Origin of the sequence: Marinobacter koreensis (assembly GCF_023156285.1) — a bacterium.
GTDB lineage: Bacteria > Pseudomonadota > Gammaproteobacteria > Pseudomonadales > Oleiphilaceae > Marinobacter > Marinobacter koreensis.
Genome location: NZ_JAKZAJ010000004.1, coordinates 391,371 through 404,190, shown reverse-complemented (window position 1 = coordinate 404,190; position 12,820 = coordinate 391,371). Strand labels below are relative to the sequence as shown.

The window sequence follows — 12,820 nt, the reverse complement described above, 5'->3', positions numbered from 1 at the left end:
GGGATCCGCTAAATTTCAGGGAACAATACCCGCAATCACATACCATTTCAGTTAGGCCAAGGTTACAGGGAGATACTCCATGGATACCAGCAAACACTCGCTCAGCACACTCTTCGAGCAACTCGGCATGCCCTCGGACGCGGGCAGCATAGAAACCTTCGTGGCCCGGCATTCACCACTGCCCCGGGAGATAGCGATACAGGACGCTCCGTTCTGGTCGGAAAGTCAGTCCCACTTCCTGGAAGAAGGCCTCGAAGACGACAGCGACTGGGCGGAAATCATCGATGAGCTCGACGCTATGATGCGTCATTGAGCGGCCGGATCATCCACCTTGATCTGATCCCGACCTGCGTCCTTGGCCTGGTAGAGTGCCCGATCCGCACGATCGAAGACCTGATCGGCAGAATCACCAGCGCCAAAGGGCGACACCCCCACCGAGACGGTGATACGAACCGGCTCACCACTGAAATGAAAGGGCAGCTTCCCGACATAATCCCGCAATGAATCCAGCACCTGGCGGGCGTCCTCCGCCGTCGTCTCCGGAAACAGGGCAACGAATTCCTCGCCGCCGTACCGGGCAATAAAATCCGTATTCCGGAGCCGTTGCTGAAGTTCCCTGGCGACGAGTTGCAGAACCCGGTCCCCCGCCTTGTGCCCGTAGGAATCGTTGACCCGCTTGAAATGGTCGATATCGAGAACGGCGATGGTCAGCGGGTGCTGGTAACGTTGCCATCGATTGAATTCAAAGGAGAGGCGCTCCTGCCAGGCTTCGCGGTTGGGCAACTGGGTCAAAAGATCGGTCATCGCCCGAACGCGCTCCTTGCGGACCTGCTCCTGCATCTGCTCGGAGTGCGCTTCCATCGCCGCCACCTTTTCCTGCATCGCCCCCAGCTGTTCCGCCAGCACTTTTTCCCGTTCCGATTCCTGGCTTCGGAACCTGTCCAATACCCCAAGGACCGACTCAAGATGATCGCTGACTGAAGCCTTGAGGTCCTGCAGATCGTCACTGCTCCGCAACCGGTCACTCACCTTATCCAGTTCGGCCCGGATTTCCCGGTCCAGGCAATCGGTGGCATCCTGCCGACCATGTTGGGCTTCGGTTTGCACCGCAAAATGCTGACGAAGGAGTTCCAGACGCTCGTCAAGCCGCTTCAGAAATGTTTCAAATTCCCGTTTGCTCCGGGTAACGGCCTCAATGACCAGTTCGGCTACCTGATTCAGCCCCTCCCGGAGTTCATCCCAGTTATCGCTGGACAGCAGCGACTTCTGGAGCAGGCGGGCCTGGGCCTCGGCCGCCGGATCGAGAGAGACCTGGGTCAGCATCTGCCCGAGCAACTGCCCCACCCGCCTCGCAATCCTGAGCCGGTTGGTACGATCCTCAAGATCGGTGGAATCTCCCGGCGCGGCAGTGCTGGATGGGGACGTGGTCGGGGGAATCGGGGATGCCCGGTTACCTGACCGTTCATCGAGCAGGGTAATCTCCCGGTCAATCTGTTCCTGGAGTTCCCGCCAGGTCTCGACATTGACCTTTTTCTTGCGAAGATCCTTGCGGATACGGGCCAGCAGACGATCCAGCTCAGGAGTCTGGCCTTCCGAGGCGAGACTGGTCCGGACCAGCATTCTCTCGAGGGTATTTCGCTCAGACTGCCATTGTTTCTCTCTGGCGTCTGCTTTATCGAGTTCCCGAAGGTACTTTTCCTTCCAGGACTGGTCCGATGCCATTGAATGCTTCCTTTGTGTCCATTCAGTCAGGATTGCTCAGGCTCATCATACCGGCTCCGCCGGGCCCGGGGGTGACTCTGATCATAAACACGAGCCAGATGCTGGAAATCGAGGTGCGTGTAGACCTGGGTTGTGGCGATGTCCGCATGGCCCAGCAACTCCTGAACCGCCCGGAGGTCGCCACTGGACTCGAGCACGTGGCTGGCGAACGAGTGCCGGAGCAGGTGTGGATGCAGTTTCTGGTCGGCGCCCTTCACCAGGCCCCAGCGGGCCAGCCGGGCCTGGATACTCCGGCGACTGAGACGATCGCCACGGCGACTGACGAATACCGCCGGCTGCCCCTCTCCGGCCAGCGACGAACGCACGCCCAGCCAACGTTCCAGAGCTTCCAGCGCTTTGGTGCCGATCGGCAGAATTCGTTCCTTGTTGCCTTTACCCAGAACCCGGACCTCCGCGCCACGCATGTCCACGGCGGCCAGATCCAGACCCGCCAGCTCGGCCAGCCGCAGTCCGGAAGAATACATCAGCTCGAACATGCAGACGTCCCGCACTTCCAGCGGATCGTCCGGCGAGGCGTCCAGCAACTGGCTCAACTGATCGACGTCGGCGACGCGGGGTAAACGCCGCCCGCTTTTAGGGGCCCGGATATCCAGTGCGGGATTATCGGTCACCAACCGCTCCCGCAGGAGAAAATCAAAAAACCGGCGGATGGCGGAAAGATGGCGGGCGATACTGCGACCGTTCAGGCCTTGCCGGCTCAGCTCAGCCACGTAACGCCTGACGTCATGGCTCAGCAGCTGATGCCATTCCTGCACGCCGGATGCCGACAACCAGTCGGTCAGACGGGCGAGGTCACGGCGATAATTGTCGCAGGTGCGCGGTGAGTGGCGGGTCTCGGACGACAGGTGCTCAACAAACGCCTCCACCGGCCGCACCAGTGTGTTCGGTGGCGTTGCAGGGTCCTGCCGGGCGGACACGCTATCGGGACTCCAGGGACATATCGGTTACGGGCGCCGCCGAGACGTGGCGCTGAACCATCGGAGGCAGCAGGCGGCTCAGGGTATCGCTGATATAACTCAGGAACAGCGATCCCATGCTTTGGTCAAAGTAACCCGGCTCACAGCTACCGACCGCAAAGACACCAACGAGGTGTTCGTTACGCAGGGGCACCAGGGCAACAGAAGCGATCGGTTCCTCCCGGTCCGGGAACAGAAATGCGCGCTCACTCTCGCGGAACTGGCCACAAACGGCGCGCTCGCCGTCCAGTAATGCCCCGAGCCGCTCCCGGGCAAGGTCGGGCGCAACCACGTGCAAAGCCCCCTGGGAGGCATCGGGCAATGCCTGATCCGTGAACAGCAGGACCGAGGCCGCATCCAGGCCGAAATCGCCACGGATACTGTCGTCGATCGCTGAGGCCATGTCATTGAGGGTGCGGGCTTCAATCACCTGCATCAGCAACCGCTTGCTCTTCTCGAACAGACGATCGTTATGCCGGGCGATGGAAACCAGCTCTACCAACTCCCGGCGCAGGGTGTCCCGCTGCTCCCGGAAAAGATGGACCTGGCGCTCAACCAGCGAAATGGCGCGGCCACTGTCATGGGGCAGCGTGAGACTGCGGAGCAACTCATCCTGGCCCATGAAGAAATCAGGGTTGGCCCGAAGGTAATCGGCAACCTGTTCCGGCGTGAGTTCCTCGGCCTTCTTGCGGACCGTCTGGTCTGTCATCGTGTTCTCCCGAACTGTCAGGACCGTTGCTTATGGGCCCGCCCACCTTTACGGCGCCGGGCATTGTTATCACCGGGAAGTCGCAACTGCCCTTCAAATACTGTCGTGGCAGGGCCTTCCATCATAACAGGGGCCCCTTCGCCCTGCCATTCGATCACCAGTTTCCCGCCCCGCAATTCCACTTCCACGCGACTGTCGAGCAAGCCCCTCAGCCTGCCCGCCACCACGGCGGCACAGGCGCCACTGCCACAGGCGAGGGTTTCTCCGGAGCCTCTTTCGAATACACGCAGACGGGCGTGGGTCCGATCGATGATCTGGAGAAAGCCGATGTTGGCCCGGGCCGGGAACCTGGGATGACGCTCCAGCTGAGGCCCGAGGGTTTCCACGGGCGCCTGGTCCACGTCATCGACAACCAGCACCCCGTGGGGATTGCCCATGGAGACAGCGCTCATCTCGACCGTTTCACCGGCCACATCCACCGTGTACACGTCTTTTCGGCGGTCTGCGGCAAAGGGAATGGCCGGCGGATTGAGTTCCGGCACGCCCATGTTCACCCGGACAGAGCCATCCTTCCCTACCCGTAGTTCAATCACTCCCTTGGCAGTCTGTACCCGCAGGATCTTCTTGTTGGTCAGCCGCTGATCCCGCACGAAGCGGGCGAAACACCGGGCACCATTGCCACACTGCTCAACCTCGGAACCATCGGCATTGAATATCCGATAACGGAAATCAACGTCCGGCAATCCGGGAGGCTCCACCACCAGCAACTGGTCGAATCCGATGCCAAAATTACGATCCGCCAGGTCCCGGATCATCTCCGGGCGCAACCGGAACGGCTGACTGATGGCATCAATCACCACGAAGTCGTTACCCAGACCGTGCATCTTGGTAAATCGCAAAGTTGGCCCCTGTCCCCGTCGCTGCTGGCTCATCTCCCGATCCTCCGTCATTCTGGCAGCGAACATTCGGGCGCCAACTGGTCCTCAAGCGTCTCGCGGCGCCGGACCACGTGCACCTGGTCGCCGTCCACCATCAGTTCAGGCGGACGGTTTCGGGTGTTGTAATTGGAGCTCATGACAAAGCCGTAGGCACCGGCGGATCTCACCGCCAGCAGGTCGCCCGCCTGAAGCCGGAGCTCGCGGTTCTTGCCCAGGAAATCACCGGTTTCGCAGACCGGCCCGACCAGATCCCAGCGTTTTTCTTCGACGTCCTGCCGCGGCTGCACCGGAATGATCGACTGCCAGGCACTGTATAACGCTGGCCGGATCAGGTCATTCATGGCGGCATCAATGATGGCGAAGTTGTGATGTTCCGTGCATTTCAGGAACTCCACCCGGGTCACGAGGATACCGGCGTTGGCGGCAATAGACCGCCCCGGCTCCAGAACCAGCTCAAGCGACCGATCGCCCAACCGCTCGGCCAGGGCTTTCACATACTCTGAAGGCTGGGGTGGCTGTTCCTGGTCATAGGTGACCCCCAGTCCGCCGCCCATATCCAGATGCCGGATCTCGATGCCCTGCTCAGCCAGACTGTCAATCAGGACCAGAACCCGATCCAGGGCGTCCAGGAAGGGCGAGACCGAGGTCAGTTGCGAACCGATGTGGCAATCAACGCCGTGGATTTCCAGATTGGCCATACCGGCCGCCCGGGCGTAGACCGCAGGCGCCTCGGCAATGTCGATGCCGAACTTGTTTTCTTTCAGGCCGGTGGAGATGTAGGGGTGCGTGCCGGCGTCCACATCCGGATTGACCCTCAGGGAAATCGGCGCCTTGACCCCCAGGTCGCCGGCCACCCGATTCAGGCGATCCAGCTCGGTGTCGGACTCCACGTTGAAACATCGCACGCCGACTTCGAGTGCGCGCCGCATTTCCCACTCCTGTTTACCAACGCCGGAAAACACCACCTTGCCGGGATCGCCGCCAGCCCGGAGAACCCGCTCCAGCTCACCCGCCGATACGATGTCGAACCCCGCACCCAAACGGGCAAGCACGTTCAGGACCGCCAGATTACTGTTGGCCTTGACCGCATAACAAACCAGATGGGGACGCCCACTGAGCGCTTCATCATACGCACGGTAATGGCGCTCAAGCGTGGCGCGGGAATAGACGTACGCCGGCGTACCGAACTGCTCGGCAATGCGACTGACCGGGACCTCTTCGGCGTAGAGTTCACCGTTTCGGTAATTGAAATGATCCATGGATTTCCTGATTCGTTGGCGAAGGTGCGAGCTATTCCGTGTCCTGCTTCTGGTCGGCCTTCGACTGGTCGGCGCCGACCGCCTGCAGGGCGTCTTTCGACAGGCCCTGCTCCCGGTAGAGCGGACCTTTCTGGCCACAGCCAGAGATCAGCAACGGCAACAGCAGAGCAAAGATCGCAATTCCCCGAACACGCATGAGTGCCCCTCGCAAGTGTCTTTGGCGGCAGTATACCTGAGACCGGCACTCACGGGCGAGATGGAGCCGTCAGGTCGCCAGATGGCGATTCAGCGCCTCTTCGAGACTTCTTCGATAGGCCAGATACTGACTGGTCTGGATATCCTGCTGGTAAACCTGGGGATCCAGGTCGTGAGGCAGATGGAGGTCGGTGAGGTAGATCGGATAGGGCTCGTCGCTTCTCCGTTGGGACCGGATGTAGTGCGCCACTGCCGGAACCAGCCGGTCACCGTATTCTTCGACGGTGAATTCCTGATCGCCGCAGAAAATGTCGAAGTTCAGACGCTCATCCCCTTCAAGTACGCCAACGGCCTGGACTTCGAACCCGGGCAGGGGCAGACCCGCATCCCGATGGGGCCGGGGCTCGGCAAGCCATCGACCATCGCGATTGACCAGCTCATAGGCCCGAACCGAGGCCAGCGCCACTGGCGCATCGGGATGGCGCAACATACGACGCTCCACCAGATTATCGAGAAAGCGCATCATCGGCAGCAGAAGATAGCGCCGACTCTGGACGGGCTGTGTCGTCTGGGTCAGCGACCCCCGCTCGTCCAGGACCCACAGATCAGCCCGGGTACCTGCCAGGCGGTAGAACACCTGAATGGTGTCCGGCTCGCTGGCCTCACAGGCCGCCCGCAGAAGTGGATCCTCGACCAGGGCGTGCCTGTCAAACACAATGGGCAGATAGCTGTCCTGCGGCGCCGCAAGCGCCTCCAGAAGGGCCGACTTGTTGTCGAAGGCCTGGAATCCCGGCTCCTTCCCACTGAACTGGAGCAGAAAATAACGACGATCCATTTCGATAACGTACCGCAGGGGATGCGGCCCGGCGCCGCCGGCAAAGAAACGCCCGAGGACATCGTCAAAGAGCTCTCGTACCCGACGGGCGATGGCGGTACCGTGCCCCCGGCTATGGCTGTGCACCTGAATCTCGGGCAGGGCCCCGGGGTTCAGGGCACTCGCCGCAAGCACGTTCTTGAGGCACTGGACCAGGGTGTCACCAGCGGCGTAATGCTGGAGACTGACTTCGTGCCAACTGTTGAACGAAACCTGGTCGATGGTAATGACCAGATTCTCCCGTCCCCCACTGAATCCCAGCGAATCGTGCCGGGCACTGAGCTTGTGGAGTCCCTTTTCGGTCAGGTGGGCCTGGGGATCCACACCCACATTGACGATCAACAGGTGACGCAGGGGGCAGACACCCCGGGACAACGCTGAACGATCCGCCGGTTCAATCGGAAGCGGCAGAAAGGTCGTCAGCGCATCCAGTATCTCTCGCAACTCATGAACCGACGCAATACCGGGGCCCGCCCGCACGTTGAGCCGGGTCGAACGGGTCAGGAGACCGTTGCAATAACACCACACCATCAGTTCGCTGAGGTTGCCAGAACGGCGGATGACCGGCTTCCAGAAGGCATCCGCCGGGTCTTCGAGATCACGGAAAAGGAGCCAGCCGTTACCCGCAGACCCCTGCTCGGACTGATGGTGAAACGACAGATTTTCTTCCGCCAGCGACGGCGCCAGCCCCGGGTTGACCAGTTCGACCTTGCCGGCTTTCCGCTGGAAGGCCGCGTAAAGCTTGCGCCCCAGAAGATTCAGATCACCCTCACTGATCGCCGCGCGGGATCCATGCTCCCGGGCCATCCGGGACAGCAGGCGGTAACTGTGGGTCAGCTCGGAGACCACCGTTCGGCGCAGGATGGCAACCTCTTCAGCCCGCCAGCGCTGACGGTCATCCAGTTGCTTTAACTCGGATTCGGTCCATCCCCACTGCTCCACCAGCCCCGACAGCAAACGGACCCGCCAGCGATCTCCGTCCTGGGCGGCGCGACTGAGCGGCAGGCCCGCCTTGAGATAGAGACTGCGGCGAACCAGGTCCAGACGGCTTTCTGCGCCAGCCTCATTCAGCCAGCCCGATAACCGACGGTAGAGCATGACGTAGGGATCCAGTTCGTCGGCATCCACCCGGCCGTCGAAAATCGCCTGCTTCAGTTCCAGAGACAGCAGAGGCCATTGAGGGGTCTGGGCATAACACTCAATCAACAGCAGCTTCAGGATTGCCTTCCAGGGCGCATCAATGCCCTTGTACAACTGCCAGACACCGGCCCCGAGGAACTCCTCCTCGGGAATGGAAGGCACCGGCCCGAAATCAATGTACTCGCTCCCTTTAACGAAGCGACAGTCCACCAGGTAGCGCATGCACTCGTCGTAACGCGCTTCCTCCTTTGCCGGGACCAGCCACCACATCGGGTAACACCCGCCAAGATGGATACTGGTGCGATAGAACTCGTCCAGGAGCAGGTAGTGCTGGGCACTGCCGCAGTTCTCGCCGGTCACCTCCACCCTTTGCCGACCGGAGCGCCAGTCTTCGGCACTGAAGACAAACACGTGCAGCTCGACACCCAGTTCGGCGGCCCAGGCAGACAGGCGCTCCGCCTTTCGTTCCAGGCAGCGAAGGCCCCGTTCCGGGAGATCGGGGCGATGGCAAAGCCACACATCCAGGTCGCTCGCCACGGAATGCCCCAGAGTACCGGGACTTCCCATCAGGAAGATGGCCTGGAGATCGGACTGTCGCTTGCCCTGGTCCCGCAGGGTAAAGGTCCGGGCCAGACGCCGGGCAGTATTCAGGGTCTCCGGGGTCGGCTGATAGTGGCTCAGACCGAAGGGGCAATCGCCATCCTGGTAGCCGGGCAGGGCCGGATGGTTCAGGTGGAAGGCCAGCGGCAGGATCTCGATCACACTTTGCTGGCGGTAGGTCAACGCTGAACGGGCGCGTTCCCAGCGCTGCTGATTGACATGCAGAAACCGGTCGCGGAGTCGACGCAGGGTCTTGCGATCAATGCCCTCTTCGAAATCCAGGGCAATAGCGGGGGTGAGGCGATTCAAGGCGACTCCGGCACAATGGTTCTTTTCCGCGACAGTATCAGTATGATGATCGAATCGTGGCAAAACCGACAAAAAAATAAAAGCGGCATCGGTCCAAACCGTGCACCGCTGGCAATTCGAGGCATACCCGACGTGAGAGAGTTCCTGATTCGACGTTACCGCTCAGACCAGCAGCACCTGGAGGAACGGAGCGTTCTGCTGCGTATTGACGACGAGAGCACCGTCATGCAGGCCGCGGCGAGCTGCGAGGCGGTGCTCGGCTACGAATCCGGCGAACTCGAAGGGCAGCCGGTCCAGCGGATTCTGGCTTCACGACAGGATGATCCTTTCGCCACAGCCAATCGACACCTGATCGAAGACGGTCAGCGGGTGCTGCTGACGTTCCGGCACAAGGAAGGATTCTTCTTTACCGCCGAACTCAGCCTCAGGCAAGCGAGCCGGGATTCTGACCAGGCCGCCAGCGCCACCATAACGCCTCGTGACATTTCAGGCATGGACCCGGGCCTGATCAAATCCGCCGAAAGCCTGGCCGAGTTTGGTCTCTGGGAACTCGACATCGCCAGCAACGAGATGTTCTGGACCGACGGCATGTACCAGCAGCTGGCCCTGCGAACCAGCACGCGGATTACGCCGGAACAGGCGCTGTTCTACTGCCAGACCGGGCAGGCCCGGGTGCGGGCACTGTTCCGACGGTGCGTACGGACCGGTCAACCCTTCCATCTCGACCTGAACATACTCACCGCGCGCCAGACCCTCAAGCGCATGACACTGACTGGCCGCCCCATCAAACAGGGGGGCCGTATTCAGCGTCTGGTGGGTACACTGATCAACCAGACGGCCGCCATGGAGCAGGAACAGGCACTGGAACGGGCAACGCAGTTGCTCGCGGCTACCGGTGAAGCCACGCCCGATCTGGTGGCGGCGGTGGATACACGGTTGACACTGCTGCACTGCAATTATCCCTACGCCAGCCAGTTTGCCAGCGTGTTCGGGCAGACCCCGACCCCCGGCGACAACCTGCTGGAGCTTCTGGAGGACTTCCCCAATGAACGCCGGCTGATCGAACGCCTGTGGCAACGCGCTTTCGATCGAGGCGGCTTTGTGGTGGAAATGCCCCTTGCGCAGCAGAACCGGGACTTACCGGTCCACGAATTCCATTACCAGCGGATTACCAACAGTCACGGGGAAACACTCGGGGCGGTCCAGGTCGGGCGGAACATCGACAACCAGGTCCAGCATGCCGGTAGCAGCGAGTACCACACCCGGCATGACCCGGTCACCGGCCTGATGAATCGCCGGGAATTCATCGCCCGGCTGCTGAGGACCCTGGAACAGAAGACTCACCGTGAATCCTGTGACAGCCTGCTCTATCTGGACCTGGACGACTTCGAGCGTTTCAACGACATAGCCGGCAGCGGCACCTGTGACCGCTATCTGCGTGAACTGGCAGGCAACCTCGGCGTCCGGGTGCGCCAGCGCGACGCGCTGGCCCGGCTGTCGGGAGACACCTTTGCACTACTGATCGAAAACTGCCCCGAAGCCAAGGCGCGGGACATTGCCCAGAGCATCCTCGAACTGATCCGGAATTTTGTCTTCGACTGGCAGGGACAGAAACTCAGCACCACCGCCAGTGGCGGGCTGTTGATCATGGAGGGCGACAAGCCCCGCGACCCGGAGGAACTGCTCAGCCAGGCGGCGGACCTCTGCCACACAGCGAAAACTTCCGGACGCAATCGGATCCATGCAGCGAACGCCCTGACCGAAGCACTGGACGACACCGTGACGACCCAGCGCCTGGAGCAGATTCGCCAGGCCCTTGCCCAGGGAGAGTTGGTGCTCGAATACCAGACGCTCAAGCCGGTCGCCAGTGCTACCTGGGGCGACCACATCGAGATCCTCTGCCGGGTTCCCGGCGGCGATGACAACGCCCCCGTCCTGCACCCGGATGAATTTCTGCCGGTGGCGGAACGTTTCGACCTTGCCAAACGACTGGATCGACAGGTAATACGGCAGACCCTTCAGTGGCTGAACGGCCACCGTCTGCTGGAACCACGACTGAAATACTGCGGATTCAACCTGTCGCTGGCGAGCGTGCTGGACGACTCGTTCGCGGATTTCATGGAAGCGGAACTGGCCCGGTCTCCCTTTGCACCGGAGTGTTTCTGCGTGGAGATCCGGGAGGCCCATGCCACCCAGTACCCGGATGATGTTTCCGTACTGTGCGATGCCTTGCACCGGGTCGGGTGCCGGGTTGCGCTGGATGGCGCCGGGGCGTCGGTCGAGAGCTATCGGCTTGCCGCCCGATTGCCGGTGGACATCATCAAGCTCGACCGTCAGATGATGGACCACCTGGAGGACGACCCGGTCCAGCAGGTTATGGTGGAGGCCTTGCACCGGATTGCCGAAGCAGCGGGCAAGGATACCGTTGCCACCTTCATTGAGAACGACGACGCGTTACGCAAGGCACGAACGCTCGGCATTCATTTCGGCCAGGGGTTCCGCCTGTCCCGGCCACAGCCGCTGGATGCCCTCACCCCCGCCGCCGTTGATCTCACCACCGGGCGCATCGGCGGCTAGCCGAGACGCCCGGCGTCCATCGCTCAGCCGAGCTGGGCGCGGGCCCGGGCAACCGCTGCCCGGACCTGGTCGGGAGCCGTGCCGCCGAGGTGATCGCGAGCCTGCACGGATCCCTCGAGCGTCAGGACATCGAAGACATCCTCACCGATCACGTCGGAGAACTGACGGAGTTCCTCCAGCGTCATGTCGGACAGATCCCGGCCTTCGGCAACCCCGAAGGCCACGGACTTTCCGACGATCTCGTGGGCATCCCGGAAAGGCACACCCTTCTTGACCAGGTAGTCGGCCAGATCGGTAGCCGTCGAGAAGCCGCGCTTGGCCGCCACCCGCATGTTATCCGCCTTGGCGCGAATCGCCGGGATCATGTCGGCGTAGGCCTTGAGACAACCCTTGATGGTATCCACGGTATCGAACAGCGGCTCCTTGTCCTCCTGGTTGTCCTTGTTGTACGCCAGCGGCTGGCTTTTCATCAGGGTCAGCAGGCTGATCAGGTGGCCGTTCACCCGGCCGGTCTTGCCGCGCACCAGCTCGGGCACATCCGGATTTTTCTTCTGCGGCATGATGGATGACCCGGTGCAGAACCGGTCCGGCAGATCGATGAAGTCGAACTGGGCGGAGGTCCAGAGCACCAGTTCCTCGCTGAAACGGGACAGGTGGGTCATCAGCAGGGCTGCGAAGCTGCAGAACTCGATGGCAAAATCCCGGTCGCTCACCGAATCGAGGCTGTTCTCGGTCGGCCGGTCAAAACCGAGCAGACGGGCCGTCATGGCACGATCGATGGGATAGGTAGTGCCCGCGAGAGCCGCGGCACCCAGGGGCATCACGTTGACCCGCTTGCGACAATCCTGGAGCCGTTCACCGTCACGGACCAGCATTTCGTACCAGGCCAGCAAGTGATGGCCGAAGGTCACCGGCTGGGCCGTCTGCAGGTGGGTGAAACCGGGCATGATGGTATCGGCTTCCCGCTCGGCCAGATCCAGCAGACCCGTCTGCAGGCGCCGCAACTCTTCGGCGATGACGTCGATTTCGTCCCGCAGATACAGACGGATATCGGTGGCAACCTGGTCGTTGCGACTGCGTCCGGTATGGAGTTTCTTGCCGGTGATGCCGATCCGGTCGGTCAGGCGGGCCTCGATGTTCATGTGGACATCCTCAAGGCTGACCGACCACTGGAACGCGCCAGCCTCGATATCGGCCTTGACCGCTTTCAGGCCCTCCACGATCTGATCCCGCTCATCGGTGGTCAGCACGCCAACTTCCGCCAGCATGGTGGCGTGGGCGATGGAGCCGGTGATGTCATGGTGATACAGCCGCTGGTCAAACCCGACAGAGGCGGTAAATCGCTCGACGAAGGCATCGGTGGGCTCGCTGAAGCGCCCGCCCCAGGGTTTTTCGGAGGATGTGGTCTGGTCAGACTTTTTCTGATCCGTCATGGTCTATCTTTCCTGCTCACAGCCCGGCATCATCTCGGGCAACGGGTA

Annotated in this window: 10 protein-coding genes; 2 read left to right on the top strand and 8 right to left on the bottom strand. The window is 61.6% G+C overall.

What is annotated here, in order from left to right; translation table 11 throughout:
• Positions 1-79 precede the first annotated feature (79 nt).
• A complete protein-coding gene (locus tag MLD04_RS13185; RefSeq protein WP_248159123.1) occupies positions 80-313 on the top strand; it encodes a DUF2789 domain-containing protein in 234 nt (77 codons plus the stop codon).
• Here MLD04_RS13185 and MLD04_RS13180 read toward each other — a convergent pair.
• The 7 genes from MLD04_RS13180 to MLD04_RS13150 all read right to left on the bottom strand — a co-directional run bounded on the left by MLD04_RS13180 (position 307) and on the right by MLD04_RS13150 (position 8,762).
• Positions 307-1,722: a GGDEF domain-containing protein gene (locus MLD04_RS13180; protein WP_248159121.1), complete on the bottom strand. Its 1,416-nt coding sequence runs from the start codon at positions 1,720-1,722 to the stop codon at positions 307-309. The two genes, MLD04_RS13185 and MLD04_RS13180, sit on opposite strands and share 7 nt — an antisense overlap.
• A 26-nt stretch (positions 1,723-1,748) precedes the next feature.
• Positions 1,749-2,699, bottom strand: a complete 951-nt coding sequence (xerC, locus tag MLD04_RS13175; protein WP_248159120.1) for a tyrosine recombinase XerC — start codon at positions 2,697-2,699, stop codon at positions 1,749-1,751.
• Between the two features lies 1 nt (position 2,700).
• A complete protein-coding gene (locus MLD04_RS13170) occupies positions 2,701-3,447 on the bottom strand; it encodes a DUF484 family protein (RefSeq protein ID WP_248159119.1) in 747 nt (248 codons plus the stop codon).
• A gap of 17 nt (positions 3,448-3,464) precedes the next feature.
• Positions 3,465-4,379, bottom strand: coding sequence for a diaminopimelate epimerase (gene dapF / locus MLD04_RS13165; protein ID WP_248159118.1), 915 nt, complete (start codon positions 4,377-4,379; stop codon positions 3,465-3,467).
• A gap of 14 nt (positions 4,380-4,393) precedes the next feature.
• Positions 4,394-5,644, bottom strand: a complete 1,251-nt coding sequence (lysA, locus tag MLD04_RS13160; protein WP_248159116.1) for a diaminopimelate decarboxylase — start codon at positions 5,642-5,644, stop codon at positions 4,394-4,396.
• Between the two features lie 31 nt (positions 5,645-5,675).
• The gene (gene lptM, locus MLD04_RS13155; RefSeq protein WP_008940544.1) at positions 5,676-5,840 is read right to left on the bottom strand and encodes an LPS translocon maturation chaperone LptM; all 165 of its coding nucleotides are present in this window, start codon (positions 5,838-5,840) and stop codon (positions 5,676-5,678) included.
• Between the two features lie 69 nt (positions 5,841-5,909).
• Positions 5,910-8,762 (bottom strand): class I adenylate cyclase, encoded by a 2,853-nt coding sequence (locus MLD04_RS13150; RefSeq protein ID WP_248159110.1) that lies wholly within the window; start codon positions 8,760-8,762, stop codon positions 5,910-5,912.
• Between the two features lie 132 nt (positions 8,763-8,894).
• On the opposite strand from MLD04_RS13150, the gene MLD04_RS13145 reads away from it, so the two are divergent.
• Positions 8,895-11,339, top strand: a complete 2,445-nt coding sequence (locus tag MLD04_RS13145) for an EAL domain-containing protein (RefSeq protein WP_248159107.1) — start codon at positions 8,895-8,897, stop codon at positions 11,337-11,339.
• A 23-nt stretch (positions 11,340-11,362) separates the two neighbouring features.
• Here MLD04_RS13145 and argH read toward each other — a convergent pair whose 3' ends face one another.
• On the bottom strand, positions 11,363-12,772 hold the full coding sequence (argH, locus tag MLD04_RS13140; protein WP_248159104.1) for an argininosuccinate lyase: 1,410 nt from the start codon (positions 12,770-12,772) through the stop codon (positions 11,363-11,365).
• Between the last annotated feature and the right edge of the window lie 48 nt (positions 12,773-12,820).

What these genes read in the sequence shown, in the direction of transcription:
- MLD04_RS13185 (WP_248159123.1), top strand. Translation starts at nt 80, where the DNA reads ATGGATACCAGCAAACACTCGCTCAGCACACTCTTCGAGCAACTCGGC.
- MLD04_RS13180 (WP_248159121.1), bottom strand. Translation starts at nt 1,722, where the DNA reads ATGGCATCGGACCAGTCCTGGAAGGAAAAGTACCTTCGGGAACTCGAT.
- MLD04_RS13170 (WP_248159119.1), bottom strand. Translation starts at nt 3,447, where the DNA reads ATGACAGACCAGACGGTCCGCAAGAAGGCCGAGGAACTCACGCCGGAA.
- dapF (WP_248159118.1), bottom strand. Translation starts at nt 4,379, where the DNA reads ATGAGCCAGCAGCGACGGGGACAGGGGCCAACTTTGCGATTTACCAAG.
- lysA (WP_248159116.1), bottom strand. Translation starts at nt 5,644, where the DNA reads ATGGATCATTTCAATTACCGAAACGGTGAACTCTACGCCGAAGAGGTC.
- lptM (WP_008940544.1), bottom strand. Translation starts at nt 5,840, where the DNA reads ATGCGTGTTCGGGGAATTGCGATCTTTGCTCTGCTGTTGCCGTTGCTG.
- argH (WP_248159104.1), bottom strand. Translation starts at nt 12,772, where the DNA reads ATGACGGATCAGAAAAAGTCTGACCAGACCACATCCTCCGAAAAACCC.